Origin of the sequence: Enterobacter sp. RIT418, assembly GCF_003057745.1 — a bacterium.
GTDB lineage: Bacteria > Pseudomonadota > Gammaproteobacteria > Enterobacterales > Enterobacteriaceae > Enterobacter.
The window spans coordinates 1-20,290 of record NZ_QBJD02000012.1 but is presented as its reverse complement, the minus strand read 5'-3'; the positions used below and the strand labels follow the sequence as shown (position 1 = coordinate 20,290).

Below are 20,290 nucleotides of genomic sequence, written 5' to 3'. Positions count from 1 at the left end.
TACGAGTTACTTCACGTCAAAGCGGTCCAGATCCATCACCTTCGCCCATGCGGCAACGAAGTCGCGAACGAACTTCTCGTGCGCATCGCTGCTGGCGTAAACCTCGGCCAGCGCGCGGAGAACGGCGTTGGATCCGAAGACCAGGTCAGCGCGGGTCGCGGTGTATTTCACATCACCGCTGGCGCGATCGCTTCCGGCAAACAGCTCGTTAGAGTCGTCGGTCGCTTTCCACTGGGTATTCATGTCCAGCAGGTTGACGAAGAAATCGTTGCTCAGCACGCCCTCGCGGTTGGTAAACACGCCGTTTTTGCTGCCGTCGAAGTTAGCGCCCAACACGCGCAGTCCGCCGACCAGTACGGTGAGTTCTGGCGCGGTCAGCGTCAGCTGCTGGGCTTTATCAATCAGCAGCGATTCGGTCGTCGAAGCATTCACCTGCGCACGGTAATTGCGGAAGCCGTCAGCAATTGGCTCCATCAGGTTGAACATCTCGATATCGGTCTGATCCTGACGCGCATCCACACGGCCAGGCGTGAACGGTACGTTAACATAAACGCCCGCAGCTTTTGCCGCCTGCTCAACGCCCACGACGCCTGCCAGCACGATGATATCGGCCAGCGACGCTTTGTTGGTGGTGCGCTGAATAGCTTCCAGAGCTGGTAGCGCGCGAACGGCCGCGGCGTTCACATCCCAGTCGCGCTGGGGCGCCAGCGCCAGGCGCGCGCCGTTGGCACCGCCGCGCTTATCGCCTCCGCGGAAGGTGGACGCAGAGGCCCAGGCCACGGAAACCAGCTCGCTTACGGAGAGGCCGGACGCCGCGATTTCCGCTTTCAGGCTTTCAATGTCTTCTTGCGACGGATTGAACACCGGCTGCGGCAGCGGATCTTGCCAAATCAGGTCTTCTTTTGGCACTTCCGGACCCATGTAGCGCGATTTCGGCCCCATGTCGCGGTGGGTCAGCTTGAACCAGGCGCGGGCGAAGGCTTCGTTAAAGGCCTGCGGATCGTTGAGGAAACGGCGCGAAATTTTTTCAAACTCCGGATCAAAACGCAGCGTCAGGTCGGTGACCAGCATTGTCGGCCTGCGTTTTTTCGACGGGTCGAACGGATCGGGCATGATCTCCGGTGCGTCTACGGCTTCAAACTGAATAGCGCCTGCCGGGCTGCGGGTCTGTACCCACTCGTATTTGAACAGGTTCTCGAAGAAGTAGTTGCTCCACTGGGTCGGCGTCTGGGACCAGATCACTTCCAGGCCGGAGGTGATTGCATCTGCGCCTACGCCCGTACCGTGCGTGCTCGCCCAGCCAAGGCCCTGCGCTTCAATCGGAGCCGCTTCCGGATCGGCACCGACGTGCGTGGCTTCGCCCGCACCGTGTGTTTTGCCCAGGGTGTGACCACCGGCAATCAGCGCGACGGTCTCTTCGTCGTTCATGCCCATGTTACCAAACGTCGCGCGGATGGCGGCGGCGGCAGACAGCGGCTCGCCGCTGGCGTTTGGCCCCTCAGGGTTAACATAGATTAGCCCCATTTCGGTGGCAGCTAACGGACGCTTTGCCAGCTCTTCCGGATCACGGTGCTTAAGCCAGGTGGTTTCATCGCCCCAGTTGACGTCCATATCCGGTTCCCAGACGTCTTCACGCCCGGCACCAAAACCAAAGGTGCGGAAACCGGAGTTCTCCAGCGCGACGTTACCCGCCAGGATAAACAGATCGGCCCAGGAGATTTTCTGGCCATATTTTTGCTTGATAGGCCACAGCAGGCGGCGCGCCTTATCCAGGCTGACGTTATCAGGCCAGGAGTTCAGCGGAGCAAAGCGCTGTTGACCGCGTCCTGCACCGCCGCGACCGTCTACGGAGCGATACGTGCCCGCACCGTGCCAGGCCATGCGGATAAACAGGCCCGCATAGCTGCCCCAGTCGGCAGGCCACCACGGTTGAGAGTCGGTTAAGAGTGCTTTGAGATCGCCTTTCAGCGCGGAGTAATCAAGCTTGCTAAATTCTTTGCGGTAGTCGAAGTCTTCACCCAGCGGGTTAGAACGATTGGAATGTTGGTTAAGAAGGTCTATCCGGAGTTGTTTTGGCCACCAGTCACGGCTGCTTGTACCTGCCCCCGCGCTATGATCGACGCCGCCCTGATGGAACGGGCATTTGCCAACTGATGCCGCTTTATTGGTTTCGTCTGACGTGCTCATCGCTATGCTCCCTTTACTGTATTACCGTTACGATATACGCCCTTATTGATAAGGTATAGTTGGGATAACCCACAGATTCGATAGTTAATTCCGTTTAATTTCACGCAAAAAATATGTGTCTTTAGAGCGTCAAAATCAGCATCGCCCAATCGACCAGAAAATAAAACCCTTAGAAATCAAAAAACCCTCCGAAGAGGGTTTTTATTCATTACGCACCAGGTCTGACGCCGAGCGTGTGGCAAATGGCGTAACTCATTTCGGCCCGGTTCAGCGTGTAAAAGTGGAAATCTTTCACGCCTTCGCGGCTCAGGATTTTCACCATGTCCATCGCGATATTTGCGCCCACCAGCTTGCGTGTCTCTGGGTCATCGTCCAACCCTTCGTACATTTTAGACATCCAAAGCGGGATGCGCACGTTGGTCATATCGGCGAATTTCTTCGCCTGTTTGAAGTTTGATACAGGCAGAATGCCCGGGATGATTTCGACGTCGATCCCCGCCGAGACGCAGCGGTCGCGGAAGCGGAGGTAGCTTTCGACATCGAAGAAAAATTGGGTGATCGCGCGGTTGGCGCCCGCGTCGACTTTGCGCCTCAGGTTAAGCAGATCCGCCTGCGCGCTTTTCGCTTCCGGGTGAACTTCAGGGTAGGCCGCGACGGAGATATCAAAATCCGCCACGTCTTTCAGCAGCGCGACCAGATCGGCGGCGTACATGTCCGGCCTGCCGCTGCCCGGCGGCAGGTCACCGCGCAGGGCAACGATGTGGCGAATGCCGTTATTCCAGTAATCCTGGGCGATGGCGCGCAGCTCTTCAGGCGTCGCATCGATGCAGGTCAGATGCGGGGCCGCTTCGAGGCCGGTGCGGTCCTTAATGCCTTTAATGATGCTGTGCGTGCGGTCGCGCTCGCCGGAGTTCGCGCCGTAGGTCACGGAGACAAACTTCGGCTTCAGGCTGCTCAGGCGATCGATAGAGCTCCAGAGGGTTTGCTCCATTTCACTGGTGCGCGGCGGAAAAAATTCAAAAGAGACGTTAATCTGGCCGTTTACTTCGGCCAGGCTCTGATTCAGGGCTTCCCGCTGGTTGGCGTGAAAAAAGCTCATACCTTACCTCTATCTTTCGCGTGTCGTTATTTGTTGTGTTGTGAACTTCTATACGTTTAGACGTCCAGATGTAAAAATGACGGAAAAGCGGAGAGACGTCAACATAAATAATCAACAATAACGGTGAGGTTTGTTCAGGGAAGATGAGGGGGATTCATGATGGGGTGAGCAGGCCCCTCACCCTAACCCTCTCCCCCGAGGGGAGAGGGAACGATTACACCCTCGCCCCTTTGGGGAGAGGGCCGGGGTGAGGGGAATTACAGCAGCTTAGCCAGACGGTTGATATCTGACTGAATTGCTCCGGCGGTAACATCGCGCCCCGCGCCCGGGCCGCGGATAACCAGCGGGTTATCGCGATACCAGCGGCTTTCGATGGCGAAGACGTTATCGCACGGCAGCAGCGCGGCCAGCGGATGTTCAGGGCGGACGGCCTCAACGCCGACCCGCGCCTTGCCGTTGGCCTCGAAGCGCGCCACGTAGCGCAGCACCAGCCCCATCTCGTTTGCCGCTTCCAGGCGTTGCACCATCTGCTCGTTCAGCTCGTCGCCGTTCTCGAAGAAGTGATCGACGGAACCCTCCTCACAGCCTGAAGGCACCAGCGACTCAACGCGGACCGCGTCAGGCTCGATGTCGTAACCCGCTTCGCGCGCCAGGATCACCAGCTTGCGCATTACGTCTTTACCGGCGAGATCGACACGCGGGTCCGGCTCGGTTAGGCCCTGTTGCCACGCCTGATCCACCAGGTCGGTGAACGGCACGGTGCCGTCGAACTGCAGGAACAGCCAGGAGAGCGTGCCGGAGAAGATGCCGCTCAGCGCCAGAATGCTGTCACCGCTTTCAATCAGATCGCGCACGGTATGGTTAACCGGCAGGCCCGCGCCAACCGTGGCGTTATACAGCCAGTGGCGGCCCGTTTTCTCAAACGCATCGTGGATCTGACGATACTTATCGGTGCTGCTCGCCCCTGCCAGCTTGTTGGCGCTGATGACGTGGAAACCGTGGCTGGCGAAATCCAGATACTGATCGGCAAGCTGCTCGCTCGCCGTCACGTCCAGCACCACCAGGTCATCATACGGGTGCGCGCGCATCCACAGGAACAACGACTCTTCGTCCTGCTCGACCGCTTCATCGTTAAAGAAGGCCAGCGCGCGGCTGGCGTCCAGCCCTTCGTAGTTCAGCAGGCTGCGGCGGCTATCCACCACGCCTGCGAGAATAAATTCAAACCCGGTACGCGCCGAAAGCGTGACCTGCTCGCGCGCGAACAGCTCCAGCCAGCGGGAACCGATATTGCCTTTCCCGAACAGCACCAGGCCAATACGTTTTTCCGCGCGGAACAGCGAGGTGTGCAGCCCCTGAATCAGGCTTTCGGTCGGGCCTTTACGCAGCACGGCCACCAGGCTGATGCCCTCTTCCGACTGCCAGGTAAATTCCACCGGTTGGCCCTTCAGCTGCTGCCAGAAACGGTGGCAATGCAGCGGGTTACGTGTGACGCCCGCGCCCACCATCGCCACCAGCGCCAGCCCCTGACGCAGGCGAAGCTCGCCCGGCAGGCCCGCTTCATCCAGAATTTTCAGCGCGCTGTCCGCCACTTCTGCCGTGTAGCAGAACTGCAGCAGCTGGCGGTCGTTATGCACGCCCACGGCCAGCGGGCGCACCTGGGCGCGCTTCAGGATCAGGTCGATATCTTTGTGCGCAAGCTTGAAGTCCTGGCCCGCGGGCACCTGGAACTCAATCAGGCAGATGTCGTCGTGGCTGGTGACAATGCGTGCGCCGGTACCGGAAGCCAGCACGCGCTCAATGCGCGTGGAACCCTGATCCGGCGTATAGCTGCAGCGCAGCTGCAGGTCGATATCGCTGCCGGAGACGGGCTGAAGCGTGCGCGCGTGCAGCACCGGCGCCGCCAGACGCGCCAGCTCGCTCGCCTCGTCCAGGCGCAACAGCGGAAGCAGGCACGCATCTTTTACCTTGCGCGGGTCCGCGCTGTACACGCCGGCCACGTCGCTCCAGATGGTGACGCGGGAAACGCCCGCCAGCGCGCCGATTTGCGTCGCCGAGTAGTCCGACCCGTTACGTCCCAGCAGCACGGTTTCGCCCGCGTTGCTGCGGCTGATAAAGCCGGTGACAACAATGCGTTTACCCGGATGCTGCACCAGCAGCTGTTGCAGCAGCGGGTAGGACAAGCCTTCATCAACCTGCGGCTGCGCGGCGCGTTCGGCGCGCAGGAAATCGCGCGCGTCGAGCCAGGCGGCCTCCACGCCGAGGTGTTGCAGCACGGCCGCCATCAGGCGCGCGGACCACACTTCGCCGTGGCCAACCACTTCGGCATACACCGCATCGGTAATACCGCTGTCCAGCAGGGCAGCCAGGCGCTCAAGATCGTGCGTAAAGGCGCTGATCAGCCCGTCCGCCACGTCTGCAGGCAGCAGGCCAGCAATCAGCTCGCTCTGATAGCGACGTAACGACTGTTGCACCTGATGCGCAGAAAGGCGATCGGTCTGGCTCAGTTTCAGCCAGCTGATCAGCTGGTTGGTGGTGCTGCCCGCCGCAGAGACAACCATCATGTCACCCGGCTGTGAATACTCGGTCATGATCCCCGCGACGCGCAGGTAACATTTCACATCAGCAAGACTACTACCACCAAACTTGTGCAGCTGACGACCCTTCGCCCCTGCCTGCGCTATCACACTCATGATTACCCCTTGGCTGCGATCCGGAAGCCATTTTCCAGATCGGCAATTAAATCTTCAGAATCTTCAATACCGGTCGAGATACGCAGCAGCGTCTCGGAAATCCCGGCGGCGGCACGCGCTTCCGGTGCCATACCTGCGTGCGTCATGGTCGCGGCGTGGGAGATCAAGCTTTCAACCCCACCTAATGATTCCGCCAGCGTAAACAGTGACAGCCCGCTCAGGAAGCGACGCAGCGTTTGCTCGTCGCCGTCCAGTTCAAAACTTAACATCGCGCCAAACCCTTTCTGCTGGCGCGCGGCAATCTCGTGGCCCTGATTTTCCGGCAGCGACGGGTGGTACAGCTTTTTCACCAGCGGCTGCGTTTGCAGGAAATCCACGATCGCCTGGGCATTGCGCTGCGCAGCTTCCATGCGCGGAGACAGCGTGCGAATGCCGCGCAGCAGCAGGTAGCTGTCGAAAGCCCCTGCGGTGACGCCGATATTATTCGCCCACCATGCCAGTTCGGTGACAACCTCAGGATCTTTGGCAATCACCACGCCCGCCACGACGTCAGAATGGCCGTTCAGATATTTAGTACATGAATGCACCACCAGATCTGCACCCAGTGCCAATGGGTTCTGAAGGGCCGGACTGAGGAACGTATTATCCACGACACTTATCGCTCCCGCATCCCTTGCGAGCTGACAAATTTTCGCAATATCGACAACGCGCAACAATGGGTTGCTTGGACTTTCCACCAGAACCAGCTTCGGCTTCTCTGCAAGCGCCTGTTTTAGCGCCTGTTCGTCATTCTGATCGACAAACAGCACCCGATAACAGCCGCGCTTCGCCAGGCTGTCAAACAGGCGATAGCTTCCGCCGTAGCAGTCGTGCGGCGCAACCAGCAGATCGCCGGGCTTCAGGAAAACCGTAGTCACAAGGTGAATGGCCGACATCCCGGTGTTGGTTAACACCGCGCCCGCACCGCCCTCAAGCTCCGCCAGGGTACGCTGGGTCACGTCACGCGTAGGGTTGCCACGGCGCGAGTAGTCATGCGCGCGGGGCTCATTAAATCCGGTGAAATTATAGGTACTGGAAAGGTGAATTGGCGGGACAACACAGCCGTACTGCTCGTCATCATTCAATCCGCTACGCACTGCGATGGTGGCCTGTTTACGCGTCATGGTGAAGGCTTCCTGGCTAATTAGGTGAAAAGTCAGCCACCAGAGTAAACACTGAATTTATGGACGTCAATACATCTGGACATCTAAACTTCTTTGCGTATAGATTGAGCAATGCGCAAATAGCCGTTAAAATTATATGCTTTAGGCCACGCTGCAGCGGCAATATCCGTGCCACGGTATCGTCTCTACGGTAAACTAGGCAAGATTACGGTTCGGAACCGCTCGTTGGGGTTTTGCACCTTTAGATTAATGACTGAGAGGATTAAAGGTATCTCATGGCTGAATGGAGCGGCGAATATATCAGCCCATACGCTGAGCACGGTAAGAAGAGTGAGCAAGTAAAGAAAATTACGGTTTCCATTCCTCTGAAGGTGTTGAAGATCCTCACCGATGAACGTACGCGTCGTCAGGTGAACAACCTGCGCCACGCGACCAACAGCGAGCTGCTGTGCGAAGCGTTCCTGCATGCGTTTACCGGCCAACCGTTACCGAACGATGAAGATCTGCGTAAAGAGCGCAGTGATGAAATCCCGGAAGAGGCGAAGGTGATCATGCGTGAGCTGGGTATCGACCCGGACACGTGGGAATACTAACGCGACGGTGTCATCCCGCTGAGCTGGCTCAGCGGGATAGTTTCTTAGAAGTTGTAGCCTAAGCCCACGCGCAAGCGCATCTGGCGATCGTCGCTGGTGGCGGTGTTATAGCCAGAGGAGACGTTACCCACCTCAACAAAGGGGATCCACGAGTCGATGTTATACGCCACGCGGACGTTATATTCGTAATCTTCTTTTTTGTTGTTATACAGATCTTCGCTGTCGGCAAACTTATAAATGCCGTTCAGCTCAAACATCCAGTTCTGAATATTATAGCCCAGCCACATTTCCGGACGATAAACTATACGATCGTCTTTGCCATCCGCATTGCGCCGCGTATATTCCGTGCGATAGCGAAACGCCGTCCACCAGCTATCGTCAATATTATACTGCACGCGAAGATATGGCTTATAAATCGCCATATCGTCGCCGGTTTCAACCGCAACGCCTGGCTGCCAGATAAATCCCTGCCAGTTGAACTGATAGCTTGCGGTATATTCGTTGCTGTTACTTTCCATATTATTCAGCGCGTCGTTTGACTGTTTGTCATTCGAGCGCGACACGGCCTCTACCGCGACGCCAAAGCCCGTGCCGAAACGGTGCGACATGTATACGCGGTCGTAGTTGCGACCGTCGTCGTAGTACTCGTGACGGTAATCAACATAGCCCGCCTGCGCCGCGCAGGAAAGTAATGGAAGCACGAATAAGAGTTGCTTAATCTGCATAATATATCCCTCAAAGAAAATACGTCCTGAAAGCCAGCGGAATTGACATGGCAAATAAGAATGCATAACGGGCGCAGTGTAATTTCACGCGGAGAGGGAAACCTTTTATTTTTTGACACCGCAGGATAAACAGTGGCAGAAAAATCAAGATACGCGAGACAGAGCTCACTATCCGTTAAAGAATACATCGGGTAAATAGATTAAAAAATAAAAGACAATGCGCTTTTATTTTATATTAAATGAAATAAGGATTGAGGTAAAATATACAATGAAAGGATTTATTCAGAGGGGATATTTCAGGCACAAAAAAACCGCCCGAAGGCGGCTTCTTCTGGATGCTTATTTCGCGCCCGGGATGCTGAAACGCTTGTTGAAGCGGTCAACACGGCCACCGGTTGCAACATCACGCTGCTTACCAGTGTAGAACGGGTGGCATTTGCCGCACACGTCCAGGTTCAGATCGTGGCCCACGGTAGAGCGGATCTGGATAGAGTTACCGCAAGAGCAGTTTGCAGTAATCATTTCGTATTTCGGGTGAATATCTTTTTTCATGGGAGAACCTCAGTTAAGGCCGCGTCGCTCTTCCAGCCCTAACGCCAGACACCACGCGATGTTGAATGTAAGTTCTTTGGCGTAAAATACACCAAAGGCGGCGAATCATACAGAATTTAACCAACGTATGCAAACTGATCCGCACGCCGCTTTCTCTAATGTGTATACTAACGCGCCACTTTTCAAGTCAGGAAGATTCGATGCCCGTTGCTCACGTTGCCCTGCCCGTTCCGCTTCCCCGCACCTTTGACTACCTGCTGCCCGACAGCATGAGCGCCAAAGCGGGCTGCCGCGTGACCGTGCCGTTTGGTAAACAGCAGCGGGTTGGAATTGTCGTCTCCGTCAGCGAAAAAAGCGAGCTGCCGCTTAACGAGCTGAAGTCGGTCGTTGAGGTGCTGGACAGCGAGCCCGTGTTCTCAACCAGCACCTTGCGGTTGCTGCTGTGGGCGGCGGATTACTACCATCACCCGATTGGCGACGTGCTGTTTCACGCCCTGCCTATTCTGCTGCGTCAGGGTAAAAGCGCCAGCCACGCGCCGATGTGGTACTGGTTCGCCACCGAGCAGGGCCAGGCGGTGGATATCAACAGCCTTAAGCGCTCGCAAAAGCAGCAGCAGGCGCTGGCCGCGCTGCGCCAGGGGAAAATCTGGCGTCATCAGGTGAGCGAGCTTGAGGTCAACGAAACCGCGCTGCAGGCGTTGAGAAAGAAGGGGCTGAGCGAGCTGGCCAGCGAAGCGCCTGCGTTATACGACTGGCGCGACAGCTTCTCCGTGACGGGCGATCGTCTGCGCCTCAATACCGAGCAGGCCACCGCCGTGGGCGCGATTCACAGCGCCTCGGATCGTTTCTCCGCCTGGCTGCTGGCGGGCGTCACCGGCTCAGGTAAGACCGAAGTGTATCTAAGCGTGCTGGAAAACGTGCTCGCTCAGGGCAAGCAGGCGCTGGTGATGGTGCCGGAAATCGGCCTCACGCCGCAAACCATCGCCCGCTTTCGCGAGCGCTTTAACGCGCCGGTTGAGGTGCTGCACTCCGGTCTGAACGACAGCGAACGCCTCAGCGCCTGGCTGAAAGCGAAAAACGGCGAGGCGGCGATTGTGATCGGCACCCGCTCGTCCCTGTTTACGCCGTTCAAAAATCTCGGCGTCATCGTGATCGATGAAGAACACGACAGCTCCTATAAGCAGCAGGAAGGCTGGCGCTACCACGCGCGCGATTTGGCAGTCTATCGCGCCCACAGCGAGCAGATCCCGATAATCCTGGGTTCCGCTACCCCCGCGCTCGAAACGCTGCACAACGTCCGCCAGCGCAAATACCATATGCTGCGCCTGACGCGCCGCGCGGGGAATGCGCGTCCAGCCATCCAGCACGTGCTGGATCTGAAAGGCCAGCAGGTGCAGGCGGGGCTCGCGCCTGCGCTCATCGCCCGCATGCGCCAGCATTTGCAGGCGAATAACCAGGTCATTTTATTCCTCAACCGCCGCGGGTTCGCGCCTGCGCTGCTGTGCCACGACTGCGGCTGGATTGCCGAGTGCCCGCGCTGCGACCATTACTACACCTTCCATCAGGCCCAGCGCCATTTGCGCTGCCACCACTGCGACAGCCAGCGCCCGGTGCCGCGCCAGTGCCCGTCGTGCGGTTCAACGCACATCGTGCCGGTTGGCCTGGGAACGGAACAGCTGGAGCAGACGCTGGCCCCCTTCTTCCCCGGCGTACCGATTTCGCGTATTGACCGTGACACCACCAGCCGCAAGGGCGCGCTGGAACAGCAGCTGGCCGAGGTCCATCGCGGCGGCGCGCGCATTTTAATCGGCACGCAGATGCTGGCAAAAGGGCACCACTTCCCAGACGTCACGCTGGTCGCCCTGCTGGACGTGGACGGCGCGCTGTTCTCTGCGGATTTCCGCTCCGCCGAGCGTTTTGCCCAGCTTTATACGCAGGTGGCAGGCCGCGCCGGGCGCGCCGGGAAGCAGGGCGAAGTGGTGCTGCAAACGCATCACCCAGAACATCCTCTGCTGCAAACCTTGTTGCACAAGGGCTATGATGCCTTTGCCGAGCAGGCTCTTGCCGAGCGCCAGACGATGCAGCTTCCGCCGTGGACCAGCCACGTCATTATCCGCGCCGAGGATCATAACAATCAGCAGGCGCCGCTTTTCCTGCAGCAGCTGCGGAATCTTCTTCAGGCCAGCCCACTGGTCGATAATCAGCTGTGGATTTTAGGCCCGGTGCCGGCGCTGGCTCCCAAGCGCGGCGGACGTTTTCGCTGGCAAATCCTTTTGCAGCACCCTTCCCGCATGCGCTTACAGCAGATCGTCAGCGGCACGCTGGCGCTGATCAATACGCTGCCGGAAGCGCGCAAAGTGAAGTGGGTTCTCGATGTAGACCCGATCGAAGGCTGAAGCTGGATCGAAAAATTTAACACTCCTCACACTTTTTATGAAAATTCTGTAACCGCTTCCATTCACTATCTGTAAAAATGGAGACGGCAGAAGTTCAGTGTTCAGGCGAGGAGAAGGCGTTGAAGTCCAGGAAAGAGGTTGCCTCGGCGACCATGAAAGACGTTGCCCAGAAAGCAAACGTATCTACGGCAACCGTGTCCCGCGCATTGATGAACCCGGACAAAGTCTCCCAGGCGACCCGTAATCGGGTAGAGCAGGCGGCGCTGGAGGTGGGCTATTTCCCGCAGGCGATGGGGCGTAACGTCAAGCGCAACGAGTCGCGGACCATTCTGGTGATTGTCCCGGACATCTGCGATCCCTTCTTTAGCGAAATCATTCGCGGCATTGAAGTTACCGCCGCCGAACAAGGCTATCTGGTGCTGATTGGCGACTGCGCCCACCAGAACCAGCAGGAAAAAACCTTCATCGACCTGATCATCACCAAGCAAATTGACGGCATGCTGCTGCTCGGTTCGCGCCTGCCGTTCGATGCAAGCATCGAAGAGCAGCGCAACTTACCGCCGATGGTAATGGCCAACGAGTTTGCGCCAGAGCTGGAATTGCCTACCGTCCATATCGATAACCTGACCGCCGCGTTTGACGCCGTCAATTACCTTCAGGAGCTGGGGCACAAGCGCATTGGCTGCATCGCCGGGCCGGAAGAGATGCCGCTGTGTCACTATCGCTTACAAGGCTACGTGCAGGCGCTGCGCCGTGCGGGCGCCACCGTTGACCCGCACTACATCGCCCGCGGCGATTTCACCTACGAAGCCGGCGGCATGGCGCTGGAAAAACTGCTGGCGCTGCCGCAGCCGCCAACGGCGGTGTTCTGCCACAGCGATATCATGGCGCTGGGCGCCTTATCGTATGCCAAGCGCCGCGGCCTGCGCGTGCCGGAAGACCTGTCCATCATTGGTTTCGACAATATTTCGCTTTCTGAATTTTGCGATCCGCCACTCTCAACCGTTGCGCAACCGCGCTATAAAATTGGCCGCGAAGCCATGCTGCTTCTGCTGGATCAGCTTCAGGGTCAAACAGTTAGCAGCGGTTCGCGTTTGCTGGACTGCGAGCTAATAGTGCGCGGCTCCACCCGGGCATTGCCTTAAAGTAAATACCTTTCAGACTCCCGTATCTGGTCAAAGGCCCGCCGCTTAAGTAACATGGCGGGCTGACAACGAATAAATACAGCGAAACGATAGTGGCACAACGAGATTATGTACGTCGCGGCCAGCCGGCACCTTCGCGACGCAAAAAGAGTAGCCCAAGGAAAAAGCAGAGCAGCCTGCCTTCTGTCTCTCCGGCAATGGTCGCCATCGCTGCGGCTGTCCTGGTGGCCTTTATCGGTGGTCTTTACTTTATTACGCACCATAAGAAAGAAGAGTCCGAAGCGCTGCAGGGTAATAAAGTGGTCGGAAACGGGCTGCCGCCAAAGCCGGAGGAACGCTGGCGCTACATCAAAGAGCTGGAAAGCCGCCAGCCTGGCGTGCGTGCGCCTACCGAGCCGTCTGCCGGTGGCGAGGTGAAGAACGCCAATCAGCTGACTGACAAGCAGCGCCAGCTGCTGGCCCAGATGCAGGCCGATATGCGCCAGCAGCCTACGCAGCTGAACGAAGTGCCGTGGAACGAACAAACCCCGGCCCAGCGTCAGCAAACGCTTCAGCGCCAGCGTCAGGTGCAGCAGCAGGTTCAACAGCAGCAGTGGACGCAGACTCAGCCTGTGCAGCAGCCGCGTACCCAACCGCGCGCCGTCGAGCAGCCCTATCAGCAGCCGCAGCAGCAGACACGGACCGCTGCCTCTCAGCCTGTTCAGCAGCAGCCGAAAACGCAGCCGCAGAAACAGACGTCGCAGCCGTATCAGGATCTGCTGCAGACGCCTGCGCACACGACCGCCCAGCAGCCTAAGACGCAGCCGGCCGCGCCGGTCACGAAAGAGACCGAAGCGCCGAAGCAGACGGCTGAGAAAAAAGACGAACGCCGCTGGATGGTTCAGTGCGGTTCATTTAAGGGCGCGGAGCAGGCCGAAACGGTGCGTGCTCAGCTGGCGTTTGAAGGGTTTGATTCACGCATCACCACCAATAACGGCTGGAATCGCGTGGTGATTGGCCCGGTCAAAGGCAAAGAAAATGCGGACGGAACGATTTCCCGTCTGAAGGTCGCCGGCCACACAAACTGCATTCGACTCGCCTCCGGGGGTTGAAACCCCCAAAATCCCCCCCATCTATCATTCTATTCAGCCCTGAGCACAGGCTCAGGGCGTCTGTTTCCCGATTCTGTAACCAGGGGGTCTGCTCGTGACAACAATAGTAAGTGTACGCCGTAACGGCCAGGTGGTAATTGCCGGGGACGGCCAGGCCACGCTGGGTAATACCGTCATGAAAGGTAACGTGAAGAAAGTCCGTCGTCTTTATAACGACAAAGTAATCGCCGGCTTCGCGGGCGGTACAGCGGACGCCTTTACGCTGTTTGAACTGTTTGAACGCAAGCTTGAAATGCACCAGGGTCATCTGGTGAAAGCCGCCGTTGAGCTGGCGAAAGACTGGCGTACCGACCGCATGCTGCGCAAGCTCGAAGCGCTGCTGGCGGTGGCGGATGAGAACGCCTCGCTGATCATCACCGGTAATGGTGACGTCGTGCAGCCAGAAAACGATCTGATTGCTATCGGCTCCGGTGGCCCGTATGCCCAGGCTGCTGCCCGCGCGCTGTTGGAAAATACCGACATGAACGCGCGCGATATCGCGGTGAAAGCGTTGGATATTGCAGGTGATATCTGCATCTATACCAACCACAACCACACCATCGAAGAATTACCGTCTAAAGCGTAAGGATCTCCCATGTCTGAAATGACCCCACGCGAAATTGTCAGCGAACTGAATAAACACATTATCGGCCAGGATAACGCCAAGCGTTCCGTGGCCATCGCGTTGCGTAATCGCTGGCGCCGCATGCAGCTGGATGAAGAGCTGCGCCACGAAGTCACGCCGAAAAATATTCTGATGATCGGCCCGACCGGCGTCGGTAAAACCGAAATCGCCCGCCGTCTGGCGAAGCTGGCGAACGCGCCGTTCATCAAAGTTGAAGCCACGAAGTTCACCGAAGTGGGCTATGTGGGTAAAGAAGTGGATTCCATCATCCGCGATCTCACCGATTCGGCGATCAAAATGGTGCGCGTTCAGGCCATTGAGAAAAACCGCTACCGTGCGGAAGAGATGGCGGAAGAGCGCATTCTCGACGCCCTGATCCCACCGGCAAAAAATAACTGGGGCCAGGCTGAACAGCAGGCCGAGCCGTCTGCGGCGCGCCAGGCGTTCCGCAAAAAGCTGCGCGAAGGCGAGCTGGACGACAAAGAGATTGAGATCGATCTCGCCGCCGCGCCGATGGGCGTAGAGATCATGGCGCCTCCCGGCATGGAAGAAATGACCAGCCAGCTGCAGTCCATGTTCCAGAACCTGGGCGGCCAGAAGCAAAAAGCGCGTAAGCTGAAAATCAAAGACGCGATGAAGCTGCTGATCGAAGAAGAAGCGGCGAAGCTGGTGAACCCGGAAGAGCTGAAGCAGGATGCTATCGACGCGGTTGAGCAGCACGGCATCGTGTTCATCGACGAAATCGACAAAATTTGTAAGCGCGGCGGCAACAGCTCCGGCCCGGACGTGTCCCGTGAAGGCGTTCAGCGCGACCTGCTGCCGCTGGTTGAAGGCTGCACCGTCTCCACGAAGCACGGTATGGTGAAAACGGACCACATTCTGTTTATCGCTTCGGGTGCGTTCCAGGTTGCCAGCCCGTCTGACCTGATCCCGGAACTGCAGGGTCGTCTGCCGATCCGCGTTGAGCTGCAGGCACTGACCACCGAAGATTTCGAACGCATCCTGACCGAGCCAAACGCTTCTGCTACCGTACAGTACAAAGCGCTGATGGCGACCGAAGGCGTGAACCTGGAGTTCACCGAAGACGGTATCAAACGTATCGCTCAGGCCGCATGGCAGGTCAACGAAACGACCGAAAACATCGGTGCGCGTCGTCTGCACACCGTGCTGGAACGCCTGGTGGAGGATATCTCTTATGATGCGAGCGACCTTAACGGTCAAACCATTACCATTGACGCTGAATATGTGAGCAAACATCTTGATGCGTTAGTGGCAGATGAAGATCTGAGCCGTTTTATCCTATAATCGCGGTTACTGCATTTTCATCACTGTTGATGGGGGCTAATGCCCCCATTTTTATTGGCTAAATATAAGATGACTGATATCAGCCGTACTCAGGCGTGGCTTGAAAGCCTGCGCCCTAAAACGCTTCCTCTGGCCTTTGCTGCCATTGTTGTTGGCACCGCGCTTGCCTGGTGGCAGGGGCATTTCGATCCGCTGGTCGCCGGGCTGGCGCTGGTGACCGCCGGTCTGCTGCAAATTCTGTCGAACCTCGCGAACGATTACGGCGATGCGGTGAAAGGCAGCGACAAGCCTGACCGCATCGGGCCGCTGCGCGGGATGCAAAAAGGCGTTATTACCCAGGCGCAGATGAAGCGCGCCCTGATTATCACCGTGGTGCTGATCTGCCTGTCCGGGCTGGCGCTGGTGACGGTGGCGTCTAAAACCACAAGCGATTTCATTGGCTTCCTGGTGCTGGGGCTGCTCGCCATCATCGCGGCGATCACCTATACCGTCGGCACGCGGCCTTACGGCTACATCGGCCTGGGCGATATTTCGGTGCTGGTCTTCTTCGGCTGGCTCAGCGTGATGGGAAGCTGGTACCTGCAGGCGCATACGGTGATCCCGGCCCTCTTCCTGCCCGCGACGGCGTGCGGCCTGCTGGCGACGGCGGTGCTTAACATCAATAACCTGCGCGACATCGACAGCGACCGTGAGAACGGCAAAAACACGCTGGCGGTACGCCTGGGGCCTGTCAACGCCCGCCGCTACCACGCCTGCCTGCTGATAGGGGCGCTGGTCTGCCTGGCGCTGTTTAACCTGATTTCCCTGCACAGCCTGTGGGGCTGGCTGTTTGTGCTTGCCGCGCCGCTGCTGGTAAAACAGGCGCGTTTTGTAATGCGTGAACTCAGCCCGGCGGCAATGCCCCCGATGCTGGAAAGAACGGTGAAAGGCGCGCTGCTGACTAACCTGTTGTTCGTCATTGGGATTGTGTTAAGCCAAACGCTAAGTTAGCTGACAAATATCAATTAACAATTGATGATTTTGCCAACAATGCATTTCGCACGATATACTGAACACATTCGCAGCAATAGAGCGTTAAACCTATGAAATACGATACCTCCGAGCTTTGTGACATCTACCAGGAAGATGTCAACGTCGTTGAACCGCTGTTCTCCAACTTTGGTGGGCGGTCGTCGTTTGGCGGACAAATCATCACGGTGAAATGTTTCGAGGATAACGGCTTGCTGTACGATCTCCTTGAACAGAACGGCCGTGGCCGCGTTCTGGTGGTCGACGGCGGGGGTTCTGTGCGCCGGGCATTAATTGATGCTGAACTCGCCGGCATTGCCGTTCAGAACGAGTGGGAAGGCATTGTGGTTTACGGCTCGGTGCGCCAGGTGGACGATCTTGAAGACCTGGATATCGGCATTCAGGCGATTGCGGCCATTCCGGTCGGCGCCGCGGGTGACGGCATCGGCGAAAGCGACGTCCGCGTGAATTTCGGCGGCGTGACCTTCTTCTCCGGCGACCATCTCTATGCCGACAATACCGGGATTATCCTTTCCGAGGATGCGCTGGATATTGAGTAATACGCCGCTTCCCCGCCATTAAACGTGAAGCATAAAAAAAGCCGGGTGGCGGCTTCGCCTTACCCGGCCAATTCAGTTAATCCCCAAGGGAATTACACTTCTTCCATACGTCCCAGCAGCGCCTGCAGGCGATCCTGCCAGCCATTCTGCTGTTCGCGCAGCTGGTTGTTTTCGCGCTCCAGCTCTTCACGGCCGTGCTGTGCGTTCTGAACTTCCTGCGCGAGGCTGTTGTTCTTCTCTTTCAGCTCTTCAATTTCCATCTGCAGCAGGGTGATGGTGTCGATCGCCTGCTGTACTTTCGATTCCAGTTTCTCAAACACTTCTAAAGACATGATGCTACCTCTCCTGAATTGCAAGGCGACGCTTTAACGTAAACGCGCACGACATATACGACGATTGTATGGAGCGCGGCGCTCTCTGTCCAGCGGCACGCCGCGCAGATCGCGGTTTGCAACACTTTTCAGCCTCGTCCTGGTGCGTTCGCGACATATACCCCTAAATTGTTAACTCTTCGGTTAATGAAATGATTCAGCTCACATTTCGGTACTGGTGCAAAAACGCGCTTTATGGCGCGAAAACGCTCATTTTATTGACGCAGACCACACATTTTGATTTCGATATTTCTCGTTTTTGCTCGTTAACGATAAATTAACACTATGTCTACAGGACATCGTGGCTGTCACGGGCTACCACGCTAACAATAAACCTTCATCTTTCTTCAGGATTCCGATTATGAGTCAGACATCAACCTTAAAAGGCCAGTGCATTGCCGAGTTCCTTGGTACCGGGTTGTTGATTTTCTTCGGAGTGGGCTGTGTCGCAGCACTGAAAGTCGCGGGCGCGTCTTTTGGTCAATGGGAAATCAGTATCATCTGGGGTCTGGGAGTGGCGATGGCCATCTACCTGACCGCAGGGGTTTCCGGCGCACATCTTAACCCGGCGGTCACCATCGCGTTGTGGCTGTTCGCATGCTTTGACGGACGCAAAGTTGCGCCATTCATCATCTCTCAGTTTGCCGGCGCGTTTTGCGCAGCGGCGTTAGTTTACGGGCTTTATTACAATCTTTTCATCGACTACGAACAGACGCATCATATGGTGCGCGGCAGTGTCGAAAGTCTTGATCTGGCAGGTATATTCTCAACATATCCAAACCCGCATATCAATTTTGTGCAGGCGTTCGCAGTTGAAATGGTCATTACCGCTATTCTGATGGGCGTCATTATGGCTCTGGGCGATGATGGCAACGGCATTCCGCGCGGCCCGCTGGCGCCGCTGCTGATTGGCCTGCTGATCGCGGTGATCGGTGCCTCCATGGGGCCACTGACCGGCTTTGCGATGAACCCGGCGCGCGATCTGGGTCCAAAAACCTTCGCCTTCTTTGCAGGATGGGGCGACGTCGCCTTCACCGGCGGCAAAGACATTCCTTACTTCCTGGTCCCGCTGTTCGGACCAATCGTAGGGGCAGCGCTGGGCGCATTCGGCTATCGCAAATTAATTGGTCGCCACTTACCGTGCGACACCTGTGTGGAAGAAGAGAAGGAAACAACCTCTACCGCACAACAAAAAGCTTCGCTGTAATCTGACTACGGGACACATACCATGACCGAAAAAAAATACATTGTTGCGCTCGACCAGGGCACTACCAGCTCCCGCGCCGTCGTAATGGATCATGACGCGAACATCGTCAGCGTGTCACAGCGTGAATTTGAGCAAATTTACCCGCGTCCAGGCTGGGTAGAACACGACCCGATGGAGATCTGGGCGTCGCAAAGCTCCACCCTGGTGGAAGTGCTGGCGAAAGCCGATATCAGCTCCGACGAGATTGCCGCCATCGGCATCACCAACCAGCGTGAAACCACCGTTGTCTGGGAGCGTGAAACCGGCAAGCCGATTTATAACGCCATCGTCTGGCAGTGCCGCCGTACCGCAGAAATCTGCGAAAAGCTGAAGCGTGACGGAATGGAAGAGTACATCCGCAGCGCAACCGGCCTGGTCATCGACCCGTATTTCTCCGGCACCAAGGTGAAGTGGATCCTCGATCACGTGGAAGGTTCACGCGAGCGTGCGAAGCGCGGCGAGCTGCTGTTCGGTACGGTGGATACCTGGCTTATCTGGAAGATGACCCAGGGCCGCGTTCACGTCACCGATTACACCAACGCCTCGCGTACCATGCTGTTCAACATCAACACCCTGGAGTGGGACGACAAGATGCTGGACGCGCTGGACATCCCGCGCGCCATGCTGCCCGACGTGCGTAAATCTTCTGAAGTGTACGGCCAGACCAACATCGGCGGTAAAGGCGGCACGCGTATTCCTATCGCCGGTATCGCCGGTGACCAGCAGGCGGCGCTGTTCGGCCAGCTGTGCGTCAAGGAAGGGATGGCGAAAAACACCTACGGCACCGGCTGCTTTATGCTGATGAACACCGGCGAGAAAGCGGTGAAATCAGAAAACGGCCTGCTGACCACCATCGCCTGCGGCCCGCGCGGCGAAGTGAACTATGCCCTGGAAGGCGCGGTATTCATGGCGGGCGCATCCATTCAGTGGCTGCGCGACGAGATGAAGCTGATCAGCGACGCGTTTGACTCCGAGTACTTCGCTACCAAAGTCAAGGACACCAACGGCGTGTACGTGGTACCGGCGTTCACTGGCCTTGGCGCACCGTACTGGGACCCGTACGCCCGCGGCGCCATTTTCGGCCTGACGCGCGGCGTGAACTCGAACCACATCATTCGCGCCACTCTGGAATCCATCGCCTACCAGACGCGCGACGTGCTGGAAGCGATGCAGGCTGACTCCGGCATTCGTCTGCACGCCCTGCGCGTGGACGGCGGCGCGGTCGCCAACAACTTCCTGATGCAGTTCCAGTCCGACATTCTGGGCACCCGCGTTGAGCGCCCTGAAGTGCGCGAAGTGACGGCGCTGGGCGCGGCGTACCTTGCCGGTCTGGCCGTTGGCTTCTGGCAGAACCTGGACGAGCTGCAGGAAAAAGCGGTCATCGAACGCGAGTTCCGCCCGGGCATCGAAACCACCGAGCGCAACTACCGCTACAGCGGCTGGAAGAAAGCGGTGAAACGCGCCCTGGCGTGGGAAGAGCACGACGAGTAAGAAA

At 57.6% G+C, this 20,290-nt stretch carries 17 protein-coding genes; 10 read left to right on the top strand and 7 right to left on the bottom strand.

Going from position 1 to position 20,290, the window contains the following annotated elements:
- Positions 1–6 precede the first annotated feature (6 nt).
- The 4 genes from katG to metB form a co-directional block, all read right to left on the bottom strand.
- Positions 7–2,187, bottom strand: coding sequence for a catalase/peroxidase HPI (katG, locus tag DBY73_RS14860; protein WP_112011868.1), 2,181 nt, complete (start codon positions 2,185–2,187; stop codon positions 7–9).
- A gap of 208 nt (positions 2,188–2,395) precedes the next feature.
- Positions 2,396–3,286, bottom strand: a complete 891-nt coding sequence (metF, locus tag DBY73_RS14855; protein ID WP_112011867.1) for a methylenetetrahydrofolate reductase — start codon at positions 3,284–3,286, stop codon at positions 2,396–2,398.
- 257 nt (positions 3,287–3,543) lie between these two features.
- Positions 3,544–5,976, bottom strand: coding sequence for a bifunctional aspartate kinase/homoserine dehydrogenase II (locus DBY73_RS14850; RefSeq protein ID WP_112011866.1), 2,433 nt, complete (start codon positions 5,974–5,976; stop codon positions 3,544–3,546).
- Positions 5,977–5,978: 2 nt separating this feature from the next.
- A complete protein-coding gene (metB, locus tag DBY73_RS14845; protein WP_112011865.1) occupies positions 5,979–7,139 on the bottom strand; it encodes a cystathionine gamma-synthase in 1,161 nt (386 codons plus the stop codon).
- A 275-nt stretch (positions 7,140–7,414) separates the two neighbouring features.
- Between metB and metJ the strand changes: the two genes are divergently transcribed.
- Positions 7,415–7,732, top strand: a complete 318-nt coding sequence (gene metJ / locus DBY73_RS14840) for a met regulon transcriptional regulator MetJ (protein ID WP_007369220.1) — start codon at positions 7,415–7,417, stop codon at positions 7,730–7,732.
- 44 nt (positions 7,733–7,776) lie between these two features.
- Here the strand turns inward: metJ and DBY73_RS14835 are convergent, their stop codons facing one another.
- Both DBY73_RS14835 and rpmE read right to left on the bottom strand, forming a co-directional pair.
- Positions 7,777–8,457 (bottom strand): oligogalacturonate-specific porin KdgM family protein, encoded by a 681-nt coding sequence (locus tag DBY73_RS14835; protein WP_112011864.1) that lies wholly within the window; start codon positions 8,455–8,457, stop codon positions 7,777–7,779.
- Between the two features lie 339 nt (positions 8,458–8,796).
- Positions 8,797–9,009 (bottom strand): 50S ribosomal protein L31, encoded by a 213-nt coding sequence (gene rpmE, locus DBY73_RS14830; RefSeq protein ID WP_003862040.1) that lies wholly within the window; start codon positions 9,007–9,009, stop codon positions 8,797–8,799.
- A gap of 200 nt (positions 9,010–9,209) precedes the next feature.
- On the opposite strand from rpmE, the gene priA reads away from it, so the two are divergent.
- The 7 genes from priA to rraA all read left to right on the top strand — a co-directional run bounded on the left by priA (position 9,210) and on the right by rraA (position 17,178).
- Positions 9,210–11,405 (top strand): primosomal protein N', encoded by a 2,196-nt coding sequence (gene priA / locus DBY73_RS14825; protein ID WP_112011863.1) that lies wholly within the window; start codon positions 9,210–9,212, stop codon positions 11,403–11,405.
- Positions 11,406–11,524: 119 nt separating this feature from the next.
- On the top strand, positions 11,525–12,550 hold the full coding sequence (gene cytR, locus DBY73_RS14820) for a DNA-binding transcriptional regulator CytR (protein ID WP_112011862.1): 1,026 nt from the start codon (positions 11,525–11,527) through the stop codon (positions 12,548–12,550).
- Between the two features lie 92 nt (positions 12,551–12,642).
- The gene (gene ftsN / locus DBY73_RS14815) at positions 12,643–13,641 is read left to right on the top strand and encodes a cell division protein FtsN (protein WP_112011861.1); all 999 of its coding nucleotides are present in this window, start codon (positions 12,643–12,645) and stop codon (positions 13,639–13,641) included.
- A gap of 94 nt (positions 13,642–13,735) precedes the next feature.
- Positions 13,736–14,266, top strand: coding sequence for an ATP-dependent protease subunit HslV (hslV, locus tag DBY73_RS14810; RefSeq protein WP_003862036.1), 531 nt, complete (start codon positions 13,736–13,738; stop codon positions 14,264–14,266).
- Positions 14,267–14,275: 9 nt separating this feature from the next.
- Positions 14,276–15,610, top strand: a complete 1,335-nt coding sequence (hslU, locus tag DBY73_RS14805) for an HslU--HslV peptidase ATPase subunit (protein ID WP_112011860.1) — start codon at positions 14,276–14,278, stop codon at positions 15,608–15,610.
- A 69-nt stretch (positions 15,611–15,679) separates the two neighbouring features.
- Positions 15,680–16,600, top strand: a complete 921-nt coding sequence (gene menA, locus DBY73_RS14800; protein WP_112011859.1) for a 1,4-dihydroxy-2-naphthoate polyprenyltransferase — start codon at positions 15,680–15,682, stop codon at positions 16,598–16,600.
- 92 nt (positions 16,601–16,692) lie between these two features.
- Positions 16,693–17,178 carry a ribonuclease E activity regulator RraA gene (gene rraA / locus DBY73_RS14795; protein ID WP_042718157.1) on the top strand — a complete coding sequence of 162 codons (486 nt, stop codon included), beginning with the start codon at positions 16,693–16,695 and terminating at the stop codon, positions 17,176–17,178.
- 92 nt (positions 17,179–17,270) lie between these two features.
- On the opposite strand, the gene zapB is transcribed toward rraA, so the two are convergent.
- Positions 17,271–17,510, bottom strand: coding sequence for a septal ring assembly protein ZapB (gene zapB / locus DBY73_RS14790; RefSeq protein WP_010436935.1), 240 nt, complete (start codon positions 17,508–17,510; stop codon positions 17,271–17,273).
- A 400-nt stretch (positions 17,511–17,910) separates the two neighbouring features.
- Here zapB and DBY73_RS14785 point away from each other — a divergent pair, with 400 nt between their 5' ends.
- On the top strand, positions 17,911–18,756 hold the full coding sequence (locus DBY73_RS14785; protein ID WP_112011858.1) for an MIP/aquaporin family protein: 846 nt from the start codon (positions 17,911–17,913) through the stop codon (positions 18,754–18,756).
- A gap of 21 nt (positions 18,757–18,777) precedes the next feature.
- Entirely contained in the window at positions 18,778–20,286 is a 1,509-nt protein-coding gene (gene glpK, locus DBY73_RS14780; RefSeq protein ID WP_112011857.1) for a glycerol kinase GlpK, read from the top strand.
- Positions 20,287–20,290: the final 4 nt, after the last annotated feature.

Bases quoted from the DNA above. Each gene is read 5' to 3' on its own strand.
- glpK (WP_112011857.1), top strand. From the start codon at position 18,778: ATGACCGAAAAAAAATACATTGTTGCGCTCGACCAGGGCACTACCAGC.
- rraA (WP_042718157.1), top strand. From the start codon at position 16,693: ATGAAATACGATACCTCCGAGCTTTGTGACATCTACCAGGAAGATGTC.
- hslU (WP_112011860.1), top strand. From the start codon at position 14,276: ATGTCTGAAATGACCCCACGCGAAATTGTCAGCGAACTGAATAAACAC.
- DBY73_RS14785 (WP_112011858.1), top strand. From the start codon at position 17,911: ATGAGTCAGACATCAACCTTAAAAGGCCAGTGCATTGCCGAGTTCCTT.
- zapB (WP_010436935.1), bottom strand. From the start codon at position 17,510: ATGTCTTTAGAAGTGTTTGAGAAACTGGAATCGAAAGTACAGCAGGCG.
- katG (WP_112011868.1), bottom strand. From the start codon at position 2,187: ATGAGCACGTCAGACGAAACCAATAAAGCGGCATCAGTTGGCAAATGC.
- metF (WP_112011867.1), bottom strand. From the start codon at position 3,286: ATGAGCTTTTTTCACGCCAACCAGCGGGAAGCCCTGAATCAGAGCCTG.
- metJ (WP_007369220.1), top strand. From the start codon at position 7,415: ATGGCTGAATGGAGCGGCGAATATATCAGCCCATACGCTGAGCACGGT.
- menA (WP_112011859.1), top strand. From the start codon at position 15,680: ATGACTGATATCAGCCGTACTCAGGCGTGGCTTGAAAGCCTGCGCCCT.
- rpmE (WP_003862040.1), bottom strand. From the start codon at position 9,009: ATGAAAAAAGATATTCACCCGAAATACGAAATGATTACTGCAAACTGC.
- priA (WP_112011863.1), top strand. From the start codon at position 9,210: ATGCCCGTTGCTCACGTTGCCCTGCCCGTTCCGCTTCCCCGCACCTTT.
- DBY73_RS14835 (WP_112011864.1), bottom strand. From the start codon at position 8,457: ATGCAGATTAAGCAACTCTTATTCGTGCTTCCATTACTTTCCTGCGCG.
- metB (WP_112011865.1), bottom strand. From the start codon at position 7,139: ATGACGCGTAAACAGGCCACCATCGCAGTGCGTAGCGGATTGAATGAT.
- DBY73_RS14850 (WP_112011866.1), bottom strand. From the start codon at position 5,976: ATGAGTGTGATAGCGCAGGCAGGGGCGAAGGGTCGTCAGCTGCACAAG.